The organism is Niallia oryzisoli (genome assembly GCF_043641075.1).
GTDB lineage: Bacteria > Bacillota > Bacilli > Bacillales > Cytobacillaceae > Bacillus_BD > Bacillus_BD oryzisoli_A.
Genome location: NZ_JBHZRC010000023.1, coordinates 1 through 25,980, shown reverse-complemented (window position 1 = coordinate 25,980; position 25,980 = coordinate 1). Strand labels below are relative to the sequence as shown.

Here is a 25,980-nt window from a genome sequence, read left to right as displayed (position 1 = left end):
TCCGCAGTAGCTCAGTGGTAGAGCTATCGGCTGTTAACCGATCGGTCGTAGGTTCGAGTCCTACCTGCGGAGCCATTACGGGGAAGTACTCAAGTGGCTGAAGAGGCGCCCCTGCTAAGGGTGTAGGTCGGGTAACCGGCGCGAGGGTTCAAATCCCTCCTTCTCCGCCAGCTGGCCCCTTGGTCAAGCGGTTAAGACACCGCCCTTTCACGGCGGTAACACGGGTTCGAATCCCGTAGGGGTCATAATAAAAAAAGCTGATGATAGTTACTATCATCAGCTTTTTTTATTATTACGGGATCACTTCCTTCATTCGACAAACATTCTTCCTCTGATTTTCTCGCATCTGTAACCCTTCATTCAATCGCCTTTTTCTTTCCTTATATTTCAAACAGCGGCATGAACGATGTCAAATACAAGCTAATAACGTAATATTATAGCGAGTAATGAAAATATATTTATTATTTTGTCGAAAAAAATAAAAAATATTTTCAAGGATTTTCACTCTTTTAACAGAATATATAACCTAATATGGGTATATGCTGTAGATTACTCTAGTATAGGTGGGGAAAAATTTGGTTGTAACAACATTATTTCCATCAGATTATCAAGTACATCTTTTTCATGAAGGGACCTTGTATGAAAGCTATAAACTTCTTGGATCGCATATCATTGAGGTAAACAATGAAAAATGGACAAAATTTTCTGTATGGGCACCCAATGCATTAGCAGTGAGAGTGGTTGGAGATTTTAATAATTGGAATGGAAAAGGCTATTCGCTACATAAAATAAATAAACAGGGGATATGGACGATAAGTTTAAATGAAAATCTGGAAGGTAGCTTATATAAATATGAGATTATCACTGAATCAGAAGAGATCCTTTTAAAAGCCGATCCCTATGCTTTTTATTCTGAGTTAAGGCCAAATACAGCTTCGGTTGTCTATTCGCTTGACGGCTTCCAGTGGGAAGACAGCAGATGGATGAATTATAAGGGGAAACGGAATATATTGGCTGATCCCGTTTCCATTTATGAGGTACACCTTGGTTCTTGGAAGAAAAAAGAGGATGGCAGCTTATTATCCTATCGGGAGCTTGCCGTGGAGCTGATTCCATATGTGCTTGAATTAGGATTTACACACATTGAATTGCTGCCAATTATCGAACATCCACTTGATATTTCATGGGGCTACCAGGGAACAGGATATTTTTCACCAACAAGCCGGTATGGAACCCCCCATGAATTTATGTATTTTATCAATGAATGTCATAAAAATGGTTTAGGAGTCATTTTAGATTGGGTACCAGGACACTTTTGCAAGGATGCACATGGATTATATCAATTTGATGGCAGTTACCTCTATGATTATCATCATGAAAACGACCGAGAAAATCGTGTTTGGGGTACAGCAAATTTTAATTTAAGCAGACATGAAGTTCAAAGCTTTCTCATATCCAGCGCTCTTTTCTGGATTCGCTATTACCATATTGATGGGTTTCGCCTCGATGCTGTTTCGAACCTGATTTATTGGCCAAACAGGCAAGGGAAAGTGGAAAATAGCGATGGAGCAGCTTTTTTAAAAAAGCTAAATACAGTTGTCTTCCAATATGATCCGACTGTGCTCATGATAGCGGAGGATTCAACAGATTGGCCAAATGTAACGGCGCCTGTTCATTATAATGGATTAGGGTTTAATTATAAGTGGAATATGGGTTGGATGAATGATGTTCTTTCTTATATGGAAACTCCATCGGAATATAGATGGAAGGTACATGAGAAAATGACTTTCTCCTTGCTGTATGCCTTCAATGAAAATTTTGTTCTTCCTTTTTCTCATGATGAAGTGGTTCATGGGAAAAAATCCCTCCTTGATAAAATGCCAGGAGATTACTGGCAAAAATTCGCCCAATTACGACTTTTACTCGGGTATATGATTGGTCATCCAGGAAAAAAATTATTGTTTATGGGGTTTGAATTAGGACACTTTTCTGAATGGAAAGATAAAGAACAGTTAGATTGGCACCTGCTTGATTATGACATGCATAGGAAAATGTATGCATATGTTAAAGAATTACTCAGATTGTATAAACGGTCAAAGCCTTTGTACGAATTAGACCATCTTCATGATGGGTTTGAATGGATCGATGTGAATAATAGGGAGCAATCCATTTTTTCCTTTGTTAGAAAAAGTAGCAAAGAAAATGATTTGCTCGTATTTGTATGTAATTTCACTCCTGCCGTCTATCATGATTATCGAATTGGTGTCCCTCTTAAGGGCGCCTATCGAGAAATTTTAAACAGTGATCAAGACAGCTTTGGTGGTTCTGGCGTTATAAATAAAAAAGTTCTTCAAGCTAATGAAGAAGCTTTTCATGGAAAACCGTATTCAATTAAGCTGTCTATCCCGCCATTTGGGATTTCTGTATTGCGATTGGTAAAACAACGGAAGGAGCGTAAGGGTGATGATAAAGAAAAAGTGCATAGCTATGCTATTGGCAGGAGGAAAAGGAAGTAGATTAAACTCCTTAACGAAGGAGATTGCGAAACCGGCTGTCCCGTTTGGGGGTAAATATAGAATTATTGATTTCGCATTGAGTAATTGTACGAATTCAGGAATCGATACGGTCGGTGTTCTAACGCAATATCAGCCGCTCGTCCTTAATTCCTATATCGGAATTGGAAGTACCTGGGATTTAGATCGCAAGGATGGAGGTGTCACTGTTTTGCCTCCATATAGTGCATCATCAGAGGTAAAGTGGTATACCGGTACAGCAAGTGCGGTCTACCAAAACTTAAATTATATCGAACAGCATAACCCTGAGCATGTTCTTATTTTATCTGGTGATCACATTTATAAAATGAATTACGAGCAAATGCTTGATTATCATATTGATAAAAAGTCTGATGGGACCATTTCGGTCATTGAGGTTCCCTGGGATGAAGCTAATCGATTCGGTATTATGAATACGGATAAGGAGCTCGCTGTCACAGATTTTGCTGAAAAGCCCGAGGTGCCACAAAATAATTTGGCCTCAATGGGCATTTATATTTTTAAATGGGAAGTCTTAAAGGAATATTTATTCATGGATGCTAAAAATACAGAATCTTCACATGATTTTGGAAAAGACATCATACCTATGCTGCTCCACGACCAAAAGAAGCTGTTTGCTTATCCGTTTAAAGGATATTGGAAGGATGTTGGGACCGTTAAAAGCCTATGGGAAGCAAATATGGATCTATTAGATGATAATTGTGATTTAGATTTATTTGATTATGAATGGAGAATTTACTCGGTCAACCCGAATCAAAAGCCACAATATATTTCACCTGAAGCGGAGGTAAATGAATCTTTGCTGAATGAAGGATGTACGATCGAAGGGATCGTACATAAATCAGTTCTGTTTCAAGGTGTCACTGTAAAAAAAGGAGCGATGGTTAAGGAATCTGTTATTATGCCGGATGCTGTTATCGGAGAAAATGTTTTTATTGAGAGAGCAATTGTGCCTTCGCATATTCGCATTCCGGATAATACTGTTATTAAAGCGGACAAAAACAGTGAAGAAATTGTATTGGTAACAGAAGAGATTATTGCTAGTAAATAAATGGCATTTGAAACGGGGGAGATATCATCTATCTCACAAAGGAGAGGAAACTTCATGAATAAAAAGTTATTAGGTGTTATAGATGCAACAACCTATTATGATGATCTAAAGGATTTGACTACTCATCGCTCATTAGCGGCACTGCCTTTTGCAGGAAGATACCGTCTCATAGATTTTGTTTTATCTTCGATGGTTAATTCAACTATTCATAGTGTCGCGATATTTCCAAAGTATCAATATCGATCTTTAATGGATCATTTAGGGTCAGGGAAAAATTGGGGGTTGGACCGCAAAAGAGATGGCTTGTTCTTTTTTCCATCGCCTAACTTAGATACCCCAAGTGCGGGGATTGGATCCTTTTCACATTTTGCCGCCAATCTTGATTATCTATACAAAAGCACACAGGAATATGCCATTATTGCTAATTGTTATACTATTTTTAATATGGATTTTCAACCGGTACTTGATAGACATATTGAAATGGGCTGTGATATTACGGAAATTTGTCACAATGGGCAGTCGCTTGACATGTATCTTGTTAAAACGAGCCTTTTGATTGAATTAATCGAAACGAGACATCAAACAGGGTATACCTGCATGAAGGATGTTGTGAATGGTATCGTACCTTTTACGCTTTGTACGTATGAATATCTAGGATTAGCCTATAAAGTCGATTCCATCACAGCTTATTACCAAACATCGATGAATATTCTTCATCCAACTGTACTGGAAAATTTATTTATTTCTTCACAGCCTATTTTTACAAAGGTAAAGGATGAGCCGCCAACTCAATATCAAAAAGAAGCTGTGATTAAGAATGCAATGGTTGCAAATGGCTGTATAATCAATGGAGTTGTTGAAAACAGTATTATTTCCCGCGGAGTGAAAATTGGTAAAGGTACGATTATTCGAAACAGCATTATTATGCAAAAATGCCAAATAGGAGATAATTGTGTAATAGATTCTGCGATTCTTGATAAAGATGTTAGGGTGGAATCAGGAACCTTTATGAATGGAAGCAAGGAAAAACCGCTAGTTATTCGAAAAGGTACAGTACAGGGAGCGTTGATGAACTCGTGAAAGTATTATTTGCAGTAAGTGAATGTGTTCCATTTATTAAATCTGGGGGACTTGCTGATGTTGCAGGTTCCTTGCCAAAGGAACTTCGAAAAATGGGGACCGATGTCCGCATCATCATGCCGAAGTATGGAACCATTCCAGACCAGTATAAGCAGGAAATGAAGAAAAAGGCTGAGTTTAACGTCAGAGTGGGATGGCGGAATCAGTATTGCGGGATTGAAGAATATACGTATCAAAACATTATTTTTTATTTTATTGATAATGAGCAGTATTTTAAACGTGATCATCTTTATGGCTATCATGATGATGGTGAACGCTTTGCCTTTTTTAATCAAGCGGTTTTGGAATGTTTGCCGGAGCTTGCCTTTTATCCTGACATTATTCATTGTCATGATTGGCACACAGGAATGATCCCTTTTCTTTTAAAAAGAAGGTATCAGTTAAGAGAAGGATATGGACAGATAAAAACAGTATTTACGATTCATAATTTGCAATTTCAGGGAGTTATGCCAAAGGAAGCTTTAATGGACCTGTTTGACTTAGATGATCGATATTTCCATGTGGATGAACTGGAGTTTTACGGAAATATCAACTTTATGAAGGGCGCCCTTATTGCAGCTGACAAAATAACAACGGTTAGTCCGACCTATATGAATGAAATTCAAACGGATTATTATGGTGAAAAGCTAAATGGTTTATTGACAGCAAGAAGAGCTGATCTTAGCGGGATATTAAATGGAATTGATGATGAAATATACAATCCAGTGCAGGATGAAGATCTTGTCTATCCCTACCATTCATCTTTGGCTCAGTATAAAAAAGCAAATAAGGTACATATCCAGAAGCGGTTTGGATTGCCTGTGAAAGATATACCACTTATTACGATGATTACCCGCTTAACAAAACAAAAAGGATTAGAGCTGGTAAGAGCAGTATTTCATGAGATGATGCTTGAAAATATTCAAATGATTGTTCTTGGTACCGGAGACCCGGAATTTGAGGGCTTTTTTCGTGAAATGGAATATTGGTACGGAGAAAAATTCAAGGCCTATATTGGTTTTGATGAAGGTTTAGCGCACCAGCTTTATGCGGGTGCAGATTTATTTCTGATGCCGTCTAAGTTTGAGCCTTGCGGGCTAGGACAATTAATCGCCTTAAAATATGGAACACTCCCGATTGTAAGGGAAACAGGCGGATTAAATGATACAGTGCAGTCCTTTAATGAATATACCTGGGAGGGCAATGGCTTTACCTTTACAAATTTCAACGCCCATGACATGTTATATACGATTAGAAGAGCCATTCATTATTATGATGAAAAGTCTGCTTGGACTCATTTAACTGAAACGGCAATGGAAATGAATAATAGCTGGTCACAATCAGCCATGAAATATCTGCGTCTGTACGAGAATCTTGTCTCAAGGAGTGAAATGTATGTTCTCAAATAAAGAGGCGTTTAAAAAACATTTCCTGCAGAGACTGGAAATGATGTGTGGGAAAAGCTTTGCTGAGAGTACAAAGGACGATCAGTTTGATACATTAGGCCATATGATACGTGAATATGTTAGCAAGGACTGGATTCAGACAAATGAACGGTACCGGGCATCAGATGGGAAACAGGTGTATTATCTTTCCATTGAGTTCTTGCTTGGCAGACTGCTCCGCCATAATTTAACGAATCTGGGGATTGAGGAGCTGGTCGAGGAAGGACTAAATGATTTAGGGATTGACTTGAAACAAATTGAGGAAGTAGAGTCAGATGCAGGGTTAGGAAATGGGGGACTTGGGCGGTTAGCTGCTTGTTTCCTTGATTCCCTTGCCTCCTTAAATTTACCTGGACACGGCTGTGGGATTCGCTACAAGCATGGTCTCTTTGAGCAAAAAATTATCGAGGGGTATCAGGTTGAGCTTCCTGAGCTTTGGCTCCGACATGGACAAGTTTGGGAGGTTCGCAAAGCAGATTTAGCGATCGAAGTTCCGTTTTGGGGAAATGTGAAAGCTGTCGAAGAAAACGGCCGCCTTGTCTTTCAACATACTGATGCTGAAAGGATCTCAGCGATTCCCTATGATATTCCCGTTGCAGGCTATGATAATCAAACAGTCAATACGTTGAGACTTTGGAGCGCAGAGCCGTCTCCATTTCCATTTCATAAGGATATTTTAAAATATAAGCGGGAAACAGAAAGTGTGTCTGAATTCTTGTATCCTGATGATACACATGATGAAGGGAAAATCCTCCGCTTAAAGCAGCAATATTTTCTTGTTTGTGCCAGTATCAGCTCCATTGTCAGAGGCTATTTAAAAAAGCATGACAGTCTGCACGATTTCCACCACCATGTCTGTATTCATATCAATGATACCCATCCGGTTTTGGCGATTCCTGAGCTGATGCGAATTTTGATGGATACGGGTGGTTTAGGCTGGGATGAAGCTTGGGACATTACGATACAAACCATTTCTTACACAAACCATACAACGCTATCAGAGGCATTAGAGACGTGGCCGATTCGAATATTCCAGCCGCTGTTGCCGCGAATATATATGATTGTAAATGAGATAAACGAACGCTTCTGTCAGAAATTATGGCAGCTGTTCCCCGGTGATTGGAAACGGATCGAGCGAATGGCCATCATTGCCCATGATCAAGTGAAAATGGCTCATCTTGCCTTAGTCGGAAGCTATAGTGTGAATGGAGTAGCTGCACTTCATACTGAGATTTTAAAGAAACGGGAAATGAATGATTTTTATCAAATCTTCCCGGAGAAATTTAACAATAAGACAAATGGCATTACACATAGAAGATGGCTGTTAAAGTCAAATCCAATGCTTGCCGATTTAATCTCAGAGGCAATCGGATCTTCCTGGATTAGACAGCCTGAGCAGCTTGAGAGGCTTCTTGAATATCAACATGATTCTGTCTTTCTTACTCAATTAGATGATATAAAGAAGCGCAATAAACAAAAGCTTGCGAACCGGATTCAAGCCCAAACAGGAATTTCAATTGATCCATCGACGATTTTTGATGTACAGGTGAAAAGGCTGCATGCTTACAAACGTCAGTTATTAAATATTCTTCATATTATGCATATCTATAATCGGATAAAAGAAGACCCGCAATATTTATTTCATCCTCGTACCTTTATTTTTGGTGCAAAGGCCTCTCCAGGTTATTATTATGCAAAAAAAATTATCAAGTTAATCAATACAGTTGCGGAAAAAGTAAATAATGACCCCGTTGTTCACGATCGATTAAAGGTTATTTTCCTAGAAAATTATCGTGTTTCATTGGCGGAAGAGATTTTCCCCGCAGCGGATGTCAGCGAACAAATTTCAACGGCTAGTAAAGAAGCATCCGGAACAGGAAATATGAAGTTTATGATGAACGGTGCCTTGACAGTTGGAACCTTAGATGGTGCTAACGTTGAAATCAAAGACAGGGTTGGTGACGAGAATATTTTTATTTTCGGTCTGAAGGCTGACGAGGTATTAAACTATCATGGTTATCGCTCAGTGGAATTTTATCATTATGATAAAAGAATCCGAAAAGTGGTCGAGCAGCTGACGAACGGTTTTTTCGCCAATGTGGACGATGAATTTGAAGCAATCTATGATTCGTTGCTCATGCAAAATGACCAATACTTTGTACTAAGAGATTTTGATTCATATGTCAATATTCAACAGAAGGTCAGTCAAACCTATGTTCAACGGGACAAATGGTTAAACATGAGCTTAATCAATATTGCTAAATCCGGTTATTTCTCCAGTGACCGTACGATTAAGGAATATGTGAATGATATATGGAAAATTGATCATGCGGGCTATACAACGCTTCATAATTAAAAAGATTGATAGATTTGCAGCTTATATAAAAAAGCTTCTGCATATACGCAGAAGCTTGTCTTATGAGATTAGATTAAATTACCAAGGAAAATGCCAATGGATAATAATAGTCCGAAGAAAGTATTTGTTTGTGACGTAGCTTTCATAGCAGGCATCATATGAATGGGTGCCGTATTATGAATAAATCCTTTTATCGCTGTCACTGCTTTAGGAATACTAAGAACAACAAGCAAAATCCAAGGTGAGATAATGCCAAATCCGGTCAACATAAATACCCAAGCATACGAAATAATAAACATGGATGCTAAGAAGGTAATAGCGTTCTTTTTGCCCAGCAGGATAGCAAGCGTTTTACGTCCATTTTCTTTATCACCATCTAAATCACGAATATTGTTAGCTAAGTTAATAGCACCAACTAAAATCATGATTGGAGAGGCAGTCAAAATGCTTTCCGTCGAAACGGTGCCGGTTTGAATAAAGAAGGAAATTAATACAATGACCATGCCCATTAAAAAGCCTGAAGCAAGTTCGCCAAAAGGTGTATAGGCAATCGGTACGGGTCCCCCTGTATATAAATAACCGGCTAACATACATCCTAAGCCGATTAAAGCTAACCACCAGCTTGAGCTCATACAAATATAAATTCCTATTAATAGAGAGATACCGTATAAACTTAGAGCGAGTTTCATAATTGTTTTCGGTTTAATACCGTCTCTGACAATCCCTCCGCCAATGCCTACAGATTCCTCATTATCGAGTCCGCGCTTATAATCATAGTATTCATTGAATAGGTTTGTTGCAATTTGAATTAAAATGCTTGCTACCATCATGGCTGCGAAAAGTGGTATATTAATAGTAGAATCGTACATAGCTAGAACTGTTCCAAGCGTTACAGGAACAAATGCAGCTGTTAATGTATGCGGTCTTGTTAATCTCCACCATATCTTCCAACCTTTTTGCTGCGACAGCGGAGTGGTAACTGATTGTACCTGTGAATCCATCTGAAATTCCCCCTATTTCTTATGCTGTAGACATAGCGTAACGTTTCGTGAAAAATTATTTCTATGTATCAGAAAAATATCTTTTTTCTAAATAGTGATGAATTTGAACATTTGGTTACAATTTTAGTTTATGGAAAGAGCATGATTGTGTCAACCACTTTACTTTGCAGAAATGGATTTTTGTGGCAAAAATAATAGTGGTAATTATTTACAGATACTAAACCTACTATATTATAGTACTATCATATAGTTAAAGGTGATTTATCTATAAAACATATTCAGCTTACTCAGGAGCCGGATCATATCTTAAAGCTTGAGATAATAGTCATAGCTAAGTTAATATGTTATGATATTTGAGTGTATTTGTGTAATAATCTTGTGATTAAATTCAATAGATCCACTGTTATTGGAGGGGATTTTTTTGGTTACCATTCAACGGACGGAACTAAAAGAAGGGATCCAAACAGCAATAGAAAAGGCAAAAAAAACTTCTGCCTCCATATTAGTGAGCGAGGTACAAAAAATTGACTCATACGTACCTCTTTCATTTTTTGCAGCCGGAAAAGAAAGATATGGCGGTGAAAGATTTTTTTGGAAACACCCTTCAGAAGAAAGATATATGATTGGTTTAGGAATATGTAAGGAAATCGCATCGGATCAGGCAACTGACCGCTTTTTTCATGTGGAAAAAGAGTGGGAACGCTTTATCAATCAAGCCATTATTTTTGATGATGAGCATGTACAGGGAACGGGACCGGCTGTTTTTGGCGGTTTTTCTTTTGACCCGAATAAAGAAAAAACATTGCTTTGGTCAAATTATGCTCCATCCCTATTTCATATTCCTCGTTTTATGTTGAGCATAATGAATGGTCAATGCTATTTAACAACCAATGTAGTTTGTGAAAAGGAACAGAATCCTTCCTTTTATACAAAAGTTGAAAATGAACGACAGGAGCTTTTGGCTAAAGGTCGTAATCATGTAACGTTCGATAAGGTTACACTTGTAGACCGGATGGAAGTGAAGCCGGAAGCTTGGAAACAGTCTGTTACACAGGTTGTAGAAGGCTTGAAGACAGGACCGCTAAAAAAGGTTGTATTAGCAAGAGAGTTAAGGCTCATATTTAATAGGGAAATACAAATCGAATCAGTTCTAAGCCGTTTGCTTACTGAGCAGAAGGATAGCTATGTGTTTGCATTTGAGTCAAGCGGTGATTGTTTTATCGGTGCCTCTCCTGAAAGGTTAGTGAAGAAGGATCAAAACCAAGTGTTTACTACTTGCCTAGCCGGTTCGATCGCAAGGGGCAAAAACGAGGCTGAGGACGAGCAGCTTGGAAATTCACTGTTGACAGATGATAAGAATTTAATTGAGCATCAATATGTTGTCGATATGATTAAAGAAGCAATGGAGGATACTTGCACGAAAGTGACAATTCCATCAACGCCTCGATTGTTAAAATTAAAACATATTCAGCATTTATATACACCTGTCATTGGAAGTGCTGCTGAGCATACGTCGCTGCTTACTCTCGTTGAAAAGCTCCATCCAACACCGGCACTGGGGGGACTTCCAAAGGAGCCTGCTGTTGCAAAAATTAGAGAAGTAGAAGAGTTAGACCGTGGATTTTTTGCTGGACCAATCGGCTGGCTGGATTATAAAGGAAACGGTGAGTTTGCAGTTGCCATCCGCTCTGGTTTAGTTCAAGGAAAAGAAGCGTCCATTTTTGCCGGCTGTGGGTTGGTAGAGGATTCTATCGCTGAATCAGAATACGAAGAAACGAATATCAAATTTAAACCGATGCTATCAGCACTTGGAGGAATTAAATAATGAATCATCAGGAAGCATTAACAGGCTATATAGCTTCTTTTGTATCAGAGCTTGTACAGTCAGGTGTGACGGATGTTGTTGTCAGCCCGGGATCACGGTCAACTCCAATTGCCATGGTAATGGCCGAACACCCAGGTTTAAAGCTTCATATCCAGGTTGATGAAAGATCAGCGGGCTTTTTTGCGTTAGGAATTGCAAAAGCAGCAAAAAGGCCGACTGTTCTCTTATGTACGTCCGGAACAGCTGCTGCTAATTATTTCCCAGCAATTGTGGAGGCGAACATTTCACGCGTTCCATTAGTGGTATTAACAGCTGACCGGCCGCATGAACTGCGTGATGTGGGGGCCCCGCAATCAATTGATCAAATTCATTTATACGGTAATCACGTGAAGTGGTTTGTTGAGATGGCACCGCCGGAGACTACAGATGAAATGATCCGCTATGCACGTATGGTTTGTGCTCGAGCGGTGGCAGCTTCCATGCAGTCACCATCCGGGCCGGTACATTTAAACTTTCCAATGCGTGAACCGCTTATCCCGCTTCTTGAACAGGAACAGTTATTTAGTCAAAAAGAACGGATGAATGGGTACGTAAAAATTCAGCAGCCGACAGTATCACTGCAAAAGGAAGAATTTGATTATTATGCTGAAATAATTAAGACCTCTGAGCGAGGAATGATCGTTTGCGGCCAAATTGAAGAAGATGGCTTTATAGAAGCAGTCACAGCATTTGCGGAAAAATGTCAGCTTCCAATTTTAGCAGATCCTCTTTCTCAGTTACGAAGCGGAGGTCACAGCGGGTCTAGTATTATTGACACGTATGATGGAATTTTACGAAATGAGCAGGCAAAGAATCGCTTGAAGCCGGATTTAATTATTCGTTTTGGCTCAATGCCTGTTTCGAAAGCCTTGACTATCTTTTTAAAGGAGAATCATTCAGCACGGCAATTGGTGATTGATGGCGGGATTGGCTGGAGAGACCCGGGATTGGTATCAACGGAGATGATTTATTGTCAGGAAACACTTTTCTGCCATGAAATGAATGCGAGATTGAAAGCAAAACAGCCTACTGGTTACTCCCAGAAGTGGCAGCAATTAAACACATTGACTAAAGAATTAATCCAAACGATTGATGAGGCAGAAGAGTTAAATGAAGGAAAGCTTTTTTATCAGCTATCTGAATTACTTCCTGAAGAGGCTGCTATCTTTGTCGGAAACAGTATGCCTATACGTGATTTAGATTCCTTTTATCACTTTAATGAAAAAAGGATGAAAGTTGTGGCGAATCGAGGAGCAAACGGAATTGATGGCACTGTTTCCACTGCTTTAGGTGTAGGAACCATTTATCAGCCGATGTATTTAATCTTAGGTGATTTAACCTTTTTCCATGACCTCAATGGTCTTGTTGCTGCGAAGCTGCAACAGGTTAATATCACGATACTATTAATAAACAATAATGGTGGTGGGATATTCTCATTTTTACCACAGGCATCACATCCTAAGCATTTTGAATTACTTTTTGGCACCCCGCTTGATTTGGATTTTCGTAAGGCGGTTGAGATGTATGGGGGTCAGTTTACATCTATCTCTAATTGGGAGCAGTTTTCACAGGTCTTACTTCAGGATAGAAATAAAGAAGGCTTGCGTGTAATCGAAATAGTAACGAATCGTGAAGAGAATGCGGAGGAACACCGAAAATTGTGGAAATTTGTTTCCCGGGAAATAGATTCTTTACTTGAAAAGGAGAATGCTTGATGGTTATTGATGGCATTCTCTATCATGTTGATACGATAGGTGAAGGATTCCCATTGCTTTTATTACATGGTTTTACAGGAGATTCCACGACCTGGAAGCCTTTTTTTTCGCAATGGAGTCAGACACGTAAAATCATTCTAGTTGATATTATTGGACATGGTAAATCAGCATCGCCTACTGATGTGCAAAGATATGATATTGTATCCGTAGCAAACGATATGAAACAGATTCTTGAGCAATTAGAAATAGAAAAGGCAGATGTGCTAGGGTACTCTATGGGTGGAAGACTGGCATTAAGCTTCGCTTTACTGTTCCCAGAATATGTAAATAAACTTCTTTTAGAGAGTTCATCACCTGGATTGGAAACAGACGAAGAGCGGGAGAGCCGGAAGATTCAGGATGAAAAACTCGGAAATCTTATTGAAGCTAATGGTATCGAACGGTTTGTTGATTATTGGGAAAATATCCCGTTGTTTTCAACACAAAAGAATCTTCCCTTACATAAGCAATTAGAGATAAGACAGCAGCGTTTGCAAAACTCGGTTACCGGGCTGAAGAATAGTTTAGTGGGTATGGGCACAGGATCACAGCCTTCCTGGTGGGATAAGCTGCAGGAGCTGGAGGCAGAGACACTTCTCCTCACCGGTGAATTGGACCAAAAGTTTTGCTTAATTGCTGAAAAAATGGTAAAAAGGATGAAGCGTGCCGAGTGGAAAAACATTAAATCATGTGGACATGCTATTCATGTGGAACAACCTGAAAAATTTGGTACAATGGTAAGTGAGTTTTTGTCAAACCTTTGAAAAAAAGATAGAAATTGTAGAAGGAGGAATTCAGTATGACAGTAGAATGGGTTGCTGGACGTAAGTATGAAGAAATTTTATATGAAACGTATAACGGAATCGCCAAGATTACGATTAACCGCCCTCACGTTCATAATGCATTTACACCAAGAACCGTTATGGAATTAATTGATGCTTTCGCTTATGCACGTGATGATTCAAGTGTAGGCGTTATCATCTTAACAGGTGCGGGAGATAAGGCCTTTTGTTCAGGCGGAGACCAAAAAGTGCGCGGTCATGGCGGCTATGTAGGAGAGGATCAAATTCCTCGATTGAATGTACTTGACTTGCAGCGATTAATCCGTGTCATTCCGAAGCCGGTTATTGCCATGGTAAAGGGATATGCGATTGGCGGAGGCCATGTATTACATATTGTGTGTGACTTAACGATTGCAGCTGATAATGCCATCTTTGGCCAAACAGGTCCAAAGGTAGGTAGCTTTGATGCAGGATATGGCTCAGGTTATTTAGCAAGAATCGTCGGTCATAAAAAGGCTCGTGAAATTTGGTACCTGTGCCGTCAATATAATGCACAAGAAGCATTAGACATGGGACTTGTTAATACAGTTGTGCCACTTGACCAAGTCGAAGAGGAAACAATCAAATGGTGTGAAGAGATTCTTGAAAAGAGTCCAACTGCGATTCGTTTCTTAAAGGCGGCATTTAATGCAGATACAGACGGACTTGCAGGAATCCAGCAATTTGCTGGAGATGCAACACTTCTTTATTACACAACAGACGAAGCAAAAGAAGGCCGTGATGCGTTCAAAGAAAAACGCCAGCCAGACTTTGACAAATTCCCAAGATTTCCTTAATGAAATGCGGAGGCGGCTTGTCCAGACCCGACAAGCATAAGATGGGACGGGGAGAAGGTTGTCCTTTAGCCTTCTCATCGTCACAGCTTATGACCTCGAGGGTCTAGCCGCCGCAGCTAGACAAATCGAAATGCGGAGGCGGATTAATCAGCCGCTAGCTAGGTGAATCTAAAGTATTACTTTTCAATTTTGACAAAAAACACAGCAGCTTGGTGGTTAACTCCATCAGGCTGTTTTTCTTAAGAAGGTGAATGAATTGAAGCAAACAATACCGAATTGGCTTAAAAAGCGTGCATTTTTAACTCCTAATCGAGAAGCCATTATTTTTAAAGGGGAAACAATCACTTTTGCAAAGCTCTATCAGACTGCTTACGAAATGGCGGGAAAGCTGACGGCAAAAGGCATAAAGAACAAACAGTTTATCTCCGTTCTGTTACGAAATCACCTTGATTCTGCTGTGATTCTGCTTGCCCTTCAGCTGATTGGGGCGAGGGCTGTTATTCTAAATAACCGCTTGACCTCAGATGAGCTTATTTGGCAGATGAAAGACTCTAATTCTGTCTCTTTACTAAGTGAGGAAAAGTTTCAAGAGAAGCTGAGTCATGTAAGCAGCAGTCTGCCTGATTTATCTATTTTCACAAAGGAAGAACTGACTGAAGCACAAGCTAGTGTTCCACCGATTTTGGAAGAAATAGATTTAGACGATATTTGTACCATCATGTATACATCCGGAACAACCGGATATCCAAAAGGAGTTATTCAAACATACGGAAATCATTGGTGGAGTGCGACAGGCTCGGCATTAAATCTGGGACTGCATGAAAATGATTGCTGGTTGTGTACCGTTCCCCTTTTTCATATCAGCGGATATTCTATTCTAATGAAAAGTATCATATATGGCATGAAAATCGTTCTACATGAGAGGTTTGATGTTACCGAGACTCTCAGGGATATTCAAAAAGAACAGGTAACAATTATGTCCGTTGTCAGTACAACCCTGACAATGATTCTAGAGCAGCTGCAGAATGAAAGACTCCCGAATAGCTTTCGCTGTATGCTGTTGGGAGGCGGGCCCGCTTCACTGCCACTTTTAGAGAAATGTGTTGAAAAGGCCATCCCTGTCTTTCAAACCTATGGGATGACAGAAACATCCTCACAAATTGTCACGCTGTCTCCGGAAGATAGTCTAAGAAAGCTTGGATCAGCAGGCAAGCCGTTATTTCCGTCGCAGTTAAAAATTATTCAAGATGACCGTGAAGCTGCTGCAAATGAGACGGGCGAAATCGTTGTGAAGGGGCCGAATGTTACATCAGGTTATTTGAATCGAGATTCTATAGGTAGGGACTTCCAGGAAGGCTGGCTCCATACTGGGGATATTGGTTATTTGGATGATGACGGTTTTCTATTCGTACTTGACAGGCGCTCAGATTTAATTATTTCCGGAGGAGAAAATATCTATCCGGCAGAAATTGAAGGTGTGCTTACCTCCCACCCTGCTATTCAAGATGCTGGTGTCATTGGGAAGCAGGATGATAAATGGGGTCAAATCCCGGTTGCATTCCTGGTGAAAAAAGAGCAGGTAACGGAAAGTGAAATCACTGCATTTTGTGAACAAAAGCTTGCAAAGTATAAGCTTCCAAAGCAGATGTATTTTATCAATGAAATCCCACGTAATGCGTCCAAGAAAATACTTCGAAGAGAGCTGCGTAAGCTTCTTAATGAGTAATGCTAGTTTAATAACGGAGGTCCACCGGCAGGTAATTGGTTGGCCTCTTTTTTTACAAGCAATCAGAAGGAAGGATGAAATGGGAATTCAAATCAGATATGATAAATATAGACTGATTTTTCCGAAAAGGGGTTATATAAGTGACGAAAACTTCGATATTAATTGTGGAGGATGAAGAGAAAATATTACGATTGTTAGAGCTTGAGCTTGTTTATGAAGGATATGAAGCAGGAAAGGCAAATGATGGCCTGAAAGGGTTTGAATTATATCAAAGTCGAAAATGGGATTTAATTCTGCTGGATGTCATGCTGCCGGGAATCAGCGGGATTGAACTGCTGCGGCGGATTCGGGCGCAGGATGCGCATACTCCTGTCATCCTGCTTACAGCAAAAAGTTCAGTGGAAGATAAAGTGTCAGGTCTTGATCTAGGTGCTAACGATTATATTACCAAGCCCTTTCAAATAGAAGAATTATTGGCAAGGATACGAGCAGCATTAAGATTAAAGCCGGCCATTCAACAGCCTTTGGAGGTAAAGCCATCACTCCAGCTAGCGGATTTGACTGTAAACGAAAAAACAAGGATTGTCACAAGAGGAGAAAACCAAATTGAACTAACGCCCAGGGAGTTTGACCTTCTTATTTATTTATTGAAAAACAAGAATCAGGTTCTGAACAGAGAGCAAATCATTGAAAATGTTTGGGGCTATGATTATTACGGGGATACGAATGTAGTCGATGTCTATATCCGCTATATTCGCAAAAAGGTAGATCTTCCTGATTTTGCCCCATTGATTCATACCGTTCGCGGGGTCGGTTATGTATTGAGGGCAGGAAAATGAAGCTTCGTCAAAAAATCAATTTCTCTACGACGTTTCTTTTTCTCGGTTTATTTATCCTCATCAATTTTTCAATCTATTTTGTTTTCAGCTATTTAATTTTGGAAGGGGAAAAGGAACAAGCAGCCGCGGAAGCAGAAAAGATCGTCGACGGTATCAATGAGTCCCTGGGTGAAATAAAAACAGATGAACTGCTCCGTGCATATGTTCCAATTGATGGAATGATTCAGTTGGTTTCTCCAGAGAGAAAAAGCCTTTCCCTTGTTACATCACCCTCAGAAAAAGAGCTAAGCAGCCGAGATGTACAATATTTCCAAAGGGAAGTACGGGAGAAAATGACCTATAAGGAAAATACCTATCTATTTCAATCCATTCCGATTATCGGGACAGAGGGGCAAATTATTAATCTGCAAATAATGAAAAGTATTCAAAGTGCGGTTGAAGACCTAGCAATTTTAAGAGTCGTCCTTTTATCGGTCACTATTATCGCTATGATTCCTTTACTTATTTCTAGCAGGATGCTAAGTAATGTGATTACAAATCAGATTACGTCGTTAATTGATACCATGAAGGAGATTCGCAAAAAAGGACGTTTTAAACGGATTCAGCTTGAATCTCGTTCGAAGGATGAATTGTATGAGATGGGTGAAACGTTTAACCATATGATTGATTTATTAGAAGCTAATTTTGAGAAGCAGGATCAATTTATTGGTAATGCTTCGCATGAGCTTAGAACACCGTTAACCGTCATTGAGAGCTATGCCAGTTTAATGAAAAGAAGAGGGCTGCAGGAGCCTGAAATTTTTCATGAGGCGATTGACGCGATCCATTCAGAGGCTGTCCGCATGAAGGATATGGTCGAGCAATTATTACTGCTGGCTAAGCACAATGAAGAATGGACTGTCGAATATGAACCTATTGATCTTGCTGAACATGTAAAACAAACGATTAAGGCGTTTGAAAGTGCTTATCACAGGGAAGTTCACTTTCATCAGCAGGAGATTGAAGTGATTGCCCGAACCGATCAGCAAAAACTTAAACAGCTCACCTATATTATTTTAGATAATGCTAAAAAATACAGCGAGGATGCTATTACAGTCGAGATTGGATATAAAGGAGAAATTCCTTTTATTCAAATTGCTGATAGTGGAGTTGGGATTCCAAAAGAGGATTTGAACAAAGTCTTTGACCGTTTCTTTCGAGTCGATAAAGCAAGAAGCAGAAAAATGGGTGGAACGGGTCTCGGTCTTTCATTAGCGAAGGAAATTGCCGATGCAATGAATTGTAAGCTGACAATCGACAGTATAGAAGGAGTTGGAACAACGGTTAGAATTGAGCTGCCAGGAGGGAAGAAATCCTTGTAATTCTCATGAATTTCTCATTTTTGTCATGCATAATGAGAAAAAGTGATGGAGGTGTGGAAGTGAAAAGGAAGGTTTGGATTTGGATAGGATGTGGTATCGTTGTTTTTTCCATTTTATTTATTGGAATATCACAACTAACAATGCCAATTTTTTCAAAAGCAACTGTTTTAACTGAACAAGAAGCGAGGAAAGTAGCTGAGGAACGTTATTCAGGAAAGGTTAAAAAGATTTATCAGACAAAAGATACCTTTGTTATCGAATTAGATAGAGATACTGGAGTTTATGAGCTAATCATCAATGCAGAAACAGGGGAAGTCTCTTCCCTAAAGAGAACACAGAAGAAGGATGAAAATGTTAAAACGAATTTACCAGATGAGCATACTCCTGAACCAACCGCACCGAATGAGGAAACCGTTGATAGTGAGGAACCACCGAAAAATGTAACTGAACAGGAGGCAGCGGCAATTGCTCTCGAGCAAGTACAAGGTACGGTTGATGATGTCGAAATGGAAAAGGTAGACGGTATTACCTATTACTTTGTGGAAGTAGAAACAAATGATGGGCGCGAGGCGAAAGTGGAAATTAATGCTATTACTGGTGAAGTAAAGTCATTTACCTGGGATGATCAAGGCCAGGATGATGATTAATGGCTGAGCGGATCATTCGTTTGCTTATTTTCATTTAATTCTATACCATTTCTAATCATTTTCTAATCTTCCTTTCTCTATGTTCTCATTTTCCCTGGATATAGTGATAGTGTAAGGAAAAGCGAAAAGATCGAAGGAGGAAATGAAAATGAAAAGAAAAGTGTTAATCAGTACATTAGCATCTGCGTTAGTGCTGGGTGGAGCTTTTGCCGTAGGGGCAGCAAACAATGATTCGAAAACAGTACCAACACTCAATAATGGAAAGGCCCAGATTTCGATAGAAGAAGCCAAAAAAATCGGCCTTAAGGAAGTAGCAGGAAGAGTAGATAGCGTTGAGCTAGAGGGAACACCGAATAATGGATTGTATAAGGTAGAAATAGATAAGGATTTAATCGAGTATGATGTATATATTGATGCCCAGTCTGGCAAGGTTCATTCCGTCGTAAAAGATGATCAGTTTGATGATGATGATAGTTATGATGACAACGGTTCAGACGGTAAGGGATCTGATGATACTGCTGTTGCTGCTATTAATACTGGAAATACAGTGCAGACTAATGCTGGAACAATTTCTCAGGATGAGGCAATCAAAATTGCCGAGGGTGCAGTCAATGGGAAAATGTATGAGATTGACAGGGACGAAGATGATGGTTTCAATCTCTATGAAGTTGAGCTAACAACAGACCGTGGGAAAGCAGAAGTGGACATTGATGCAGCAACTGGCAAGGTTCTTAAAGTAGAATATGATAATTAGGCTTCCGGTTATTAAGTTAACAGATCGATTAAACAAGAAAGAACTCTAGTAAAAGACTAGAGCTCTTTCTCGTTTATATAGATATATGATTAATTTATGACCTTTTTCAATGCCTGCAGATTATCCTCCATTATCGAAAAATAGTCACGGTTATTTTTCATATCCTCTTCTGTTCTAACTGACAAATTATGAAGGGTAAGAGCCTTAGCACCAATTTCCTTTTGGACAATTTCAGTTAATTTTGAACTGACATTTTGTTCAAAGTAGATATAGCGGCTGTTTGTTTCTTTGGCTGTTTTTACAATGGATTCAAGATCCTTTTGAGATGGCTCACTTGATGTGGAAATGCCGGAAATGCTGATCTGCTCTAAACCGTAACGTTTCTCCCAATACCCGTAAGCTGCATGGGATACTATGAACTCTTTATGCTCTGCACCTTTGGCCATCTCAGAAAACTGACTGTCTAAATCATCAAGCTTTTGTACTAACCTATCATAGTTTTGTGTAAAAGTTTCTTCATGTTCCGGATCCTTTTTAATTAAGGCATTTTTAATTGATCCAGCCAATTCTTTTGCATAAATTGGGTCGAGCCAGACATGAGGATCAATATCACCATGTGAATGACCTTCATGCTTTTCTTCAGTAGATGTTGTATCTTCATCAAAATGGATTGCATCTCCAGCGGCAACCATTGTAACCTTCTCATTCTGTAATGTGTCCTTTGCCTTTTCAACAAAGCCTTCAAGACCCAAGCCGACGTATATAAATAGGTCTGAGTCTGCAAGCTTTATCATATCCTTTTGTGAAGGTTCAAATGTATGCTCGTCTGCTCCTGGCGGATAAATTGTTTCAACGTTTACAGCCTCTCCACCGATTTCTTCGGTAAAAAATTGCAACGGATATACAGTTGTATATACTGTTAGTTGGTTATCAGAGCTTGTATTTTTCTTTTCAGTATCTCCGCAGCCAGTCAAGGCGAAGCTGACAATCAAGAAGATGGTAAATAACCATAACCATTTTTTCATTTCGTTTCCCCTCTCATTACCCTTAAAACGTACTAATTACGATTTAGAATAAAAAATCCCCCAATTACGATTAATACGTAATCATTCCGATTTCAATCTTACAAAATATATCTATAAAATGCAAGGCAAAAACATTGTTTTATTTTGCCGGAATTTTGTATTCTAATAAAGAAGACTATTTGAAAGGTGTTTTTATGATGAGAATTCTTGAAGAGGTTCTTGCTTATAATGAAAAATTTGTAGCAGATAAGCAATATGAAGAGTTTGCTACAAGTAAGCTTCCTGATAAAAAAATGGTTATTTTAACTTGTATGGATACTCGTTTACTTGAATTGCTCCCACATGCATTAAATCTAAAAAATGGTGATGTAAAAATGATTAAAAATGCCGGAGCCGTTCTAAAGCATCCATTTGGAAGTGTCATGCGAAGTATATTAGTCGCAGTTTATCAGCTGCAGGCAGATGAGGTTCTTGTCATTGGACATCATGATTGCGGTATGGGCGGATTAAAAGCAGATGATATTATTCCAAATATGAAAAAGCGGGGAGTTTCCCAAAAAACGCTCGATACACTTGAATACTCAGGGATCGATGTACAAAAGTGGCTTCGGGGCTTTAATAAAGTAGAAGAAAGCGTTGCACACAGTGTGGACGTAATAAAAAATCACCCGCTTCTGCCTGGAAATACTCCTGTGCATGGTCTAGTTATCGATCCTGCAACAGGAAAATTGGATTTAGTTGTAAATGGGTACGAAAACTAAGAAAAAAAGATGCTGTATGAATGGTAACCCATGCTACAGCATCTTTTTTATTGCTTCTTTTATTGCTTCTTTGTTCCGCCCATCATGCCCGGCCATTCCTCGGGGACTTCATCAATTCCTCCAGGGTGCAGCGGGTGGCACTTTACTATCCGCCTTAATGCCAGATATCCACCTTTAAGAGCGCCGAAACGTTTAACGGATTCCAGACCATAATGAGAGCAGGTCGGGTAAAAACGGCAGGTAGGCGGCTTTAAAGGCGAGATGACTAATTGATAGAAACGAATGATTGAAATGAATACTACTTTCAGCATTTGATTTGAGCCTTCTTTTTTTAATGGTATATACACTATAGGATGGGTGATAACAGCCTTGAAATGGATTCTTTAAATCGGATTATCACACTTCTTTGATTGTATAACTGAAGCGTTAATTCCTTTGATACTTTTAAATCCTCATGAAAGCTCTCAGATAACCTAACCGCAACGTCTTCATTATAGATAAATGCATTTACCTCAAAATTGAGACGAAAGCTTCTGACATCAATATTGGCTGTTCCAACTGATGATAGCTTATGATCCACAATAATCGTCTTAGCGTGAATAAAGCCATTATCATAAATATACACCTTTGCTCCTGCTTTTAGGATTTTTCCTATATGGTAATAGGTAGCCCAATAAACAAATGGATGGTCTGGCTTGTTCGGAATCATGATTCTCACATCTTTACCGGTCAGTGCAGCAATTTTTAGGGCGTCAAGCAGACTTTCATCTGGAATAAAATAAGGTGTTTGTATCCAAATGGACTTCCTAGCAGAAAGAATCATTTTAATATAACCGTATTTAATCTGTTCCCATTCAGAATCGGGACCACTTGAAACAATTTGCATCGCAATATTTCCCTTTGGTTGAACGCGTGGAAATAGTGTTGGTAAATAAGAAATATCATGCCGGTGCGAGGCCTGATTCCAATCTAGAATAAACCTTGTTTGAATGGCATGGACGGAACTGCCTGTAATTCGAAGATGCGTATCCCGCCAATAACCGAATCGTTTATTTAAACCTAAATACTCATCCCCGACATTAAATCCGCCGATATAACCGACTTCTCCATCAATGATTACAAGCTTGCGATGGTTTCGATAATTCATGCGGAAATTAATAAGAGGGAACTTAGAAGGAAAAAATGCTTCGACTTCACCACCAGCTTCAATAAGCTCTTTAAAGGCTCTTCGCCGTAAAGATCGTGAGCCGAGATCATCATAAAGGACCCGAACCTTCACACCCTCTTTTACTTTTTCATGTAGTAGCTGTATCAATTTTGATCCTATTTCATCATTTTTGAAGATATAGTATTGTAAATGGATAAAATCGTGAGCATTTTTAATATCCTCGAACAACGCATCGAATTTATCTTTTCCATCAGTGAAAATTTTTACTGTATTATTTGTCGTTAAGATGGCATCATTATTAGCGAGTAACATATAAATGAGACCTTGGTTATTCTCCGTTATCTCGTTATGGCAGAGGAAATTTCCGTTACGGAAACTGGTAGACTGCTCAGCAATCATTTCCTCAATCCCGATTTTCTTTCTGTCTTCCCATTCGAATAATGAACTTCGAGTTAAATTTTGACCAAATAATAAATATAGTATAAAACCTAAAATGGGGATAAAGAAAAGTACCATCAGCCATGCCCATGTAGGACCGGCATCTTTATTTTCCATAAAGATGACAATTACCGCCAGAATCATATTTAAGAACAGTATCGAGCTGAAAATCAATGAATATAAATCCAAATCCAAATCCATAGGCCATATACCTTTCTGAACATCATTTATGCATCGGTTTTCTTGTCATGACTGGCATCATTTGAATCCCCTGCTGGTGGATCAATTGTATGTTTATATTGATATGCACTCTTGGTTACCTTAAGACTTACAATTAAAACCAGAAAAATAATGATAATAGAAATTATTAGTACAGTTACCATATTATATCATCTCCTTTATTCAATAGTATTTTACCATGAAAAAGGAAAGAATCCTTTGAATTTCCTTTCAAATCCATTTTATTGACGGATGAATCAGAATTTATTGGTTATGTTAAGAGAGGGAGGTAGATGAAATATGACACAGGAATTAATCCAAGCTGTAAATAAGCAGGTGGCCAATTGGACGGTTCTGTATGTAAAGCTGCATCATTATCATTGGTTTGTAAAGGGACAGCATTTCTTTACATTACATGAAAAGTTTGAGGAATTCTATAATGAAGCGAATGAACATATAGATGTACTAGCCGAAAGGATTCTCTCTATTGGCGGAACCCCTGTCTCGACTTTGAAAGCAATCATAGAGCTTGCATCTGTTCAAGAAGCAACCGGTGGCGAGAGCGAAGCGGAAATGGTGCAGACTACTTGCAGTGATTTTGAGAAAATGATCCAAGAGCTGCAGGATGCTATGAAATTAGCGGATCAAGCAGGTGATGAGGGAACAGGTGATGTTCTCCTTGGAATTCATGTAAGCTTACAAAAACATGTGTGGATGCTAAAGGCCTATTTAGGTTCGTAAGGGATATGTACCGACATAGAATGATTACTTGCCCTCGATGGTTAGGTACTCATTCTTTTTTTACGCAGCAAAAAGAACAAAAAAGAAGAGACTCCCTCATGATGAAGCAGCCTTTTGAATTGGAAATCAAATATGTATGTATTTTTTAATGCAGGTTCCGCTGGTTCAGTATAGGACTTTGCTGCTGTCCATAATCTTCTTTAGCAAACTTTCCCTTAAGACTTTCAATTAAATAAAGTCCCATTAATGTATAAAGCTCTTGTTCATCCATTTCTTGAATCAGGTGTAAAATATCTTCCCTTGACATTTCCTCAAGAAATGCAAACGCTAACATATCAATGTCTTCTTCATCTCCAGTTAACTTGTTTCGATACATTTCATAAAGCTCATCTACAAGTTTCATGTTATCACCTCCACCTTAAGTATATAATGACTCGGCAATTTTTACATTATATTTAATTCTACCCATTAATATGTGAAAAAATGCTTCCAGTGATAATAGGAAGTTTATCGTATAGTTTTGATTATAACATGGGGACGATAAGAGTAAAAAGGAATGAATTCATTATGGACGAAAAAAAAACCTACTATATCGAAATTGCTTCAGGTATGATTACTCAAAGTGCAGTTGATTCAACGTGGAATTTCAAAATTGAAGGTACTGATGAGGAAATTCGTCAATTAAGGGAATACTTTGATGGAACAGCATCATCGGAAATAGGCAATTTCATACGTGCGCATATTCCGTTTCGAGAATACCATAACGACCCTGAAAATGATATTTATGATGACAATCTTAAATCGATCTACCAATTAATTCATAAGCTAGGCGATAATGATGCAAAACAGCATATTGAAAGTATGGGGTTTATAGACCAAAAATAGTGCTGAACTAGTCATTTTCCATTTATAATGAGGACAGTGGAAAATAACTGAGGTGCATAATCATATGGAGACTTTTATCGATAATAATGGCGGGAGAGTTACAGTTTCCTTTCAAAAGGATTCTTTTTCGAAAAGAGCTGAGCATGTGTTGGTTATTTGCCGTTTCTATGATCAATGGCTTTTAACCAAGCATAAAGAAAGAGGCTGGGAATTTCCCGGCGGTAAAAAGGAAGAGAATGAAACACTCGAAGAAGCAGCGAGAAGAGAGGTTATGGAGGAAACTGGCGCCATCTTACAATCTCTTCACTATATAGGAGAATATGAAGTGAATTCCGAAGAGGATTCTTTTGTTAAAGCTATTTTTTACGCAGAAGCAGCGAGCCTGCAGCCCCAAGAAAACTATTATGAAACAAACGGTCCAGTTCTAATTGGCGGGGATTTATTAAGCCTACGCTTTCAGGACTCCTACAGCTTTATTATGAAGGACAAAGTAATCGAGCTCGCATTAGAAAAGGCCGCACTGTTAGAAAAAGTATAAAAATATGGTGTCAGGCACCACAAATGGACAGTTTCGATAGATTGTCTTTCTGTGGTGCCTGGTGTAATAGATAATATTGTCGAAAGGTTTTCCTTTCGGAAGAACAAAAATACCCCAG

At 39.0% G+C, this 25,980-nt stretch carries 24 protein-coding genes and 3 tRNA genes; 21 read left to right on the top strand and 6 right to left on the bottom strand.

The genetic code is table 11. The features are described 5' to 3' along the window. The 8 genes from ACHUFV_RS26860 to ACHUFV_RS26825 all read left to right on the top strand — a co-directional run bounded on the left by ACHUFV_RS26860 (nucleotide 1) and on the right by ACHUFV_RS26825 (nucleotide 8,523). Nucleotides 1-75: transfer RNA gene (locus tag ACHUFV_RS26860), tRNA-Asn, on the top strand. A gap of 4 nt (nucleotides 76-79) precedes the next feature. Further along, a tRNA-Ser gene (locus ACHUFV_RS26855) sits at nucleotides 80-170 on the top strand. Nucleotides 171-173: 3 nt separating this feature from the next. Further along, a tRNA-Glu gene (locus tag ACHUFV_RS26850) sits at nucleotides 174-245 on the top strand. A 330-nt stretch (nucleotides 246-575) separates the two neighbouring features. Then, entirely contained in the window at nucleotides 576-2,516 is a 1,941-nt protein-coding gene (gene glgB, locus ACHUFV_RS26845) for a 1,4-alpha-glucan branching protein GlgB (RefSeq protein ID WP_394239510.1), read from the top strand. Continuing rightward, nucleotides 2,464-3,603, top strand: a complete 1,140-nt coding sequence (locus ACHUFV_RS26840; RefSeq protein ID WP_394239509.1) for a glucose-1-phosphate adenylyltransferase — start codon at nucleotides 2,464-2,466, stop codon at nucleotides 3,601-3,603. The genes glgB and ACHUFV_RS26840 overlap by 53 nt, the downstream gene beginning before the upstream one ends. Nucleotides 3,604-3,657: 54 nt before the next feature. Further along, nucleotides 3,658-4,683 carry a GlgC family sugar phosphate nucleotidyltransferase gene (locus ACHUFV_RS26835; protein ID WP_394239508.1) on the top strand — a complete coding sequence of 342 codons (1,026 nt, stop codon included), beginning with the start codon at nucleotides 3,658-3,660 and terminating at the stop codon, nucleotides 4,681-4,683. Next, entirely contained in the window at nucleotides 4,680-6,131 is a 1,452-nt protein-coding gene (gene glgA, locus ACHUFV_RS26830) for a glycogen synthase GlgA (RefSeq protein ID WP_394239507.1), read from the top strand. The genes ACHUFV_RS26835 and glgA overlap by 4 nt, the downstream gene beginning before the upstream one ends. Next, nucleotides 6,118-8,523, top strand: coding sequence for a glycogen/starch/alpha-glucan phosphorylase (locus ACHUFV_RS26825; protein ID WP_394239506.1), 2,406 nt, complete (start codon nucleotides 6,118-6,120; stop codon nucleotides 8,521-8,523). The genes glgA and ACHUFV_RS26825 overlap by 14 nt, the downstream gene beginning before the upstream one ends. Before the next feature lie 68 nt (nucleotides 8,524-8,591). Here the strand turns inward: ACHUFV_RS26825 and ACHUFV_RS26820 are convergent, their stop codons facing one another. Then, nucleotides 8,592-9,524 (bottom strand): 1,4-dihydroxy-2-naphthoate polyprenyltransferase, encoded by a 933-nt coding sequence (locus ACHUFV_RS26820; protein WP_394239505.1) that lies wholly within the window; start codon nucleotides 9,522-9,524, stop codon nucleotides 8,592-8,594. 421 nt (nucleotides 9,525-9,945) lie between these two features. Between ACHUFV_RS26820 and ACHUFV_RS26815 the strand changes: the two genes are divergently transcribed. From ACHUFV_RS26815 to ACHUFV_RS26775, 9 genes are all read left to right on the top strand, one after another. After that, nucleotides 9,946-11,349: an isochorismate synthase gene (locus ACHUFV_RS26815; protein ID WP_394239504.1), complete on the top strand. Its 1,404-nt coding sequence runs from the start codon at nucleotides 9,946-9,948 to the stop codon at nucleotides 11,347-11,349. Further along, on the top strand, nucleotides 11,349-13,103 hold the full coding sequence (gene menD, locus ACHUFV_RS26810) for a 2-succinyl-5-enolpyruvyl-6-hydroxy-3-cyclohexene-1-carboxylic-acid synthase (protein WP_394239503.1): 1,755 nt from the start codon (nucleotides 11,349-11,351) through the stop codon (nucleotides 13,101-13,103). The genes ACHUFV_RS26815 and menD overlap by 1 nt, the downstream gene beginning before the upstream one ends. After that, a complete protein-coding gene (gene menH / locus ACHUFV_RS26805; RefSeq protein WP_394239502.1) occupies nucleotides 13,103-13,906 on the top strand; it encodes a 2-succinyl-6-hydroxy-2,4-cyclohexadiene-1-carboxylate synthase in 804 nt (267 codons plus the stop codon). The genes menD and menH overlap by 1 nt, the downstream gene beginning before the upstream one ends. Before the next feature lie 35 nt (nucleotides 13,907-13,941). Then, the gene (menB, locus tag ACHUFV_RS26800; protein WP_394239501.1) at nucleotides 13,942-14,760 is read left to right on the top strand and encodes a 1,4-dihydroxy-2-naphthoyl-CoA synthase; all 819 of its coding nucleotides are present in this window, start codon (nucleotides 13,942-13,944) and stop codon (nucleotides 14,758-14,760) included. Nucleotides 14,761-15,016: 256 nt separating this feature from the next. After that, complete coding sequence (locus tag ACHUFV_RS26795; protein ID WP_394239500.1) at nucleotides 15,017-16,486, top strand: o-succinylbenzoate--CoA ligase; 1,470 nt, start codon at nucleotides 15,017-15,019, stop codon at nucleotides 16,484-16,486. Between the two features lie 140 nt (nucleotides 16,487-16,626). After that, entirely contained in the window at nucleotides 16,627-17,325 is a 699-nt protein-coding gene (locus tag ACHUFV_RS26790) for a response regulator transcription factor (RefSeq protein WP_394239499.1), read from the top strand. Continuing rightward, the gene (locus ACHUFV_RS26785) at nucleotides 17,322-18,686 is read left to right on the top strand and encodes a sensor histidine kinase (protein WP_394239498.1); all 1,365 of its coding nucleotides are present in this window, start codon (nucleotides 17,322-17,324) and stop codon (nucleotides 18,684-18,686) included. Before ACHUFV_RS26790 ends, ACHUFV_RS26785 begins: the two co-directional genes overlap by 4 nt. A gap of 59 nt (nucleotides 18,687-18,745) precedes the next feature. Further along, a complete protein-coding gene (locus ACHUFV_RS26780) occupies nucleotides 18,746-19,333 on the top strand; it encodes a PepSY domain-containing protein (protein WP_394239497.1) in 588 nt (195 codons plus the stop codon). A 148-nt stretch (nucleotides 19,334-19,481) separates the two neighbouring features. After that, nucleotides 19,482-20,087, top strand: a complete 606-nt coding sequence (locus tag ACHUFV_RS26775) for a PepSY domain-containing protein (protein ID WP_394239496.1) — start codon at nucleotides 19,482-19,484, stop codon at nucleotides 20,085-20,087. An 89-nt stretch (nucleotides 20,088-20,176) separates the two neighbouring features. Here the strand turns inward: ACHUFV_RS26775 and ACHUFV_RS26770 are convergent, their stop codons facing one another. Beyond that, nucleotides 20,177-21,112, bottom strand: a complete 936-nt coding sequence (locus ACHUFV_RS26770; protein WP_394239495.1) for a metal ABC transporter solute-binding protein, Zn/Mn family — start codon at nucleotides 21,110-21,112, stop codon at nucleotides 20,177-20,179. A gap of 197 nt (nucleotides 21,113-21,309) precedes the next feature. On the opposite strand from ACHUFV_RS26770, the gene ACHUFV_RS26765 reads away from it, so the two are divergent. Then, entirely contained in the window at nucleotides 21,310-21,873 is a 564-nt protein-coding gene (locus tag ACHUFV_RS26765; RefSeq protein ID WP_394239494.1) for a beta-class carbonic anhydrase, read from the top strand. A gap of 59 nt (nucleotides 21,874-21,932) precedes the next feature. Here the strand turns inward: ACHUFV_RS26765 and yidD are convergent, their stop codons facing one another. The 3 genes from yidD to ytzI are packed head-to-tail and all read right to left on the bottom strand — an operon-like array spanning nucleotide 21,933 to nucleotide 23,862. Continuing rightward, nucleotides 21,933-22,184 carry a membrane protein insertion efficiency factor YidD gene (gene yidD / locus ACHUFV_RS26760; RefSeq protein ID WP_394239512.1) on the bottom strand — a complete coding sequence of 84 codons (252 nt, stop codon included), beginning with the start codon at nucleotides 22,182-22,184 and terminating at the stop codon, nucleotides 21,933-21,935. A gap of 35 nt (nucleotides 22,185-22,219) precedes the next feature. Next, the gene (cls, locus tag ACHUFV_RS26755; RefSeq protein WP_394239511.1) at nucleotides 22,220-23,668 is read right to left on the bottom strand and encodes a cardiolipin synthase; all 1,449 of its coding nucleotides are present in this window, start codon (nucleotides 23,666-23,668) and stop codon (nucleotides 22,220-22,222) included. Nucleotides 23,669-23,706: 38 nt separating this feature from the next. After that, the gene (gene ytzI / locus ACHUFV_RS26750; protein ID WP_394239493.1) at nucleotides 23,707-23,862 is read right to left on the bottom strand and encodes a YtzI protein; all 156 of its coding nucleotides are present in this window, start codon (nucleotides 23,860-23,862) and stop codon (nucleotides 23,707-23,709) included. Between the two features lie 136 nt (nucleotides 23,863-23,998). On the opposite strand from ytzI, the gene ACHUFV_RS26745 reads away from it, so the two are divergent. After that, a complete protein-coding gene (locus ACHUFV_RS26745) occupies nucleotides 23,999-24,439 on the top strand; it encodes a Dps family protein (RefSeq protein ID WP_394239492.1) in 441 nt (146 codons plus the stop codon). Between the two features lie 145 nt (nucleotides 24,440-24,584). Here ACHUFV_RS26745 and ACHUFV_RS26740 read toward each other — a convergent pair whose 3' ends face one another. After that, nucleotides 24,585-24,842 carry a DUF6154 family protein gene (locus ACHUFV_RS26740; protein WP_394239491.1) on the bottom strand — a complete coding sequence of 86 codons (258 nt, stop codon included), beginning with the start codon at nucleotides 24,840-24,842 and terminating at the stop codon, nucleotides 24,585-24,587. A gap of 164 nt (nucleotides 24,843-25,006) precedes the next feature. Between ACHUFV_RS26740 and ACHUFV_RS26735 the strand changes: the two genes are divergently transcribed. Both ACHUFV_RS26735 and ytkD read left to right on the top strand, forming a co-directional pair. Then, on the top strand, nucleotides 25,007-25,324 hold the full coding sequence (locus tag ACHUFV_RS26735) for a hydrolase (RefSeq protein ID WP_394239490.1): 318 nt from the start codon (nucleotides 25,007-25,009) through the stop codon (nucleotides 25,322-25,324). Nucleotides 25,325-25,388: 64 nt separating this feature from the next. Then, nucleotides 25,389-25,862, top strand: a complete 474-nt coding sequence (gene ytkD / locus ACHUFV_RS26730; RefSeq protein WP_394239489.1) for an RNA deprotection pyrophosphohydrolase — start codon at nucleotides 25,389-25,391, stop codon at nucleotides 25,860-25,862. Nucleotides 25,863-25,980: the final 118 nt, after the last annotated feature.

Coding starts and splice junctions, on each gene's coding strand:
- ytkD (WP_394239489.1), top strand. CDS start 25,389: ATGGAGACTTTTATCGATAATAATGGCGGGAGAGTTACAGTTTCCTTT.
- yidD (WP_394239512.1), bottom strand. CDS start 22,184: ATGCTGAAAGTAGTATTCATTTCAATCATTCGTTTCTATCAATTAGTC.
- ACHUFV_RS26785 (WP_394239498.1), top strand. CDS start 17,322: ATGAAGCTTCGTCAAAAAATCAATTTCTCTACGACGTTTCTTTTTCTC.
- ACHUFV_RS26775 (WP_394239496.1), top strand. CDS start 19,482: ATGAAAAGAAAAGTGTTAATCAGTACATTAGCATCTGCGTTAGTGCTG.
- ACHUFV_RS26835 (WP_394239508.1), top strand. CDS start 3,658: ATGAATAAAAAGTTATTAGGTGTTATAGATGCAACAACCTATTATGAT.
- ACHUFV_RS26820 (WP_394239505.1), bottom strand. CDS start 9,524: ATGGATTCACAGGTACAATCAGTTACCACTCCGCTGTCGCAGCAAAAA.
- ACHUFV_RS26735 (WP_394239490.1), top strand. CDS start 25,007: ATGGACGAAAAAAAAACCTACTATATCGAAATTGCTTCAGGTATGATT.
- ytzI (WP_394239493.1), bottom strand. CDS start 23,862: ATGGTAACTGTACTAATAATTTCTATTATCATTATTTTTCTGGTTTTA.
- menB (WP_394239501.1), top strand. CDS start 13,942: ATGACAGTAGAATGGGTTGCTGGACGTAAGTATGAAGAAATTTTATAT.
- ACHUFV_RS26765 (WP_394239494.1), top strand. CDS start 21,310: ATGAGAATTCTTGAAGAGGTTCTTGCTTATAATGAAAAATTTGTAGCA.
- ACHUFV_RS26840 (WP_394239509.1), top strand. CDS start 2,464: ATGATAAAGAAAAAGTGCATAGCTATGCTATTGGCAGGAGGAAAAGGA.
- ACHUFV_RS26825 (WP_394239506.1), top strand. CDS start 6,118: ATGTTCTCAAATAAAGAGGCGTTTAAAAAACATTTCCTGCAGAGACTG.
- ACHUFV_RS26745 (WP_394239492.1), top strand. CDS start 23,999: ATGACACAGGAATTAATCCAAGCTGTAAATAAGCAGGTGGCCAATTGG.
- menH (WP_394239502.1), top strand. CDS start 13,103: ATGGTTATTGATGGCATTCTCTATCATGTTGATACGATAGGTGAAGGA.
- ACHUFV_RS26740 (WP_394239491.1), bottom strand. CDS start 24,842: ATGAAACTTGTAGATGAGCTTTATGAAATGTATCGAAACAAGTTAACT.
- ACHUFV_RS26770 (WP_394239495.1), bottom strand. CDS start 21,112: ATGAAAAAATGGTTATGGTTATTTACCATCTTCTTGATTGTCAGCTTC.
- menD (WP_394239503.1), top strand. CDS start 11,349: ATGAATCATCAGGAAGCATTAACAGGCTATATAGCTTCTTTTGTATCA.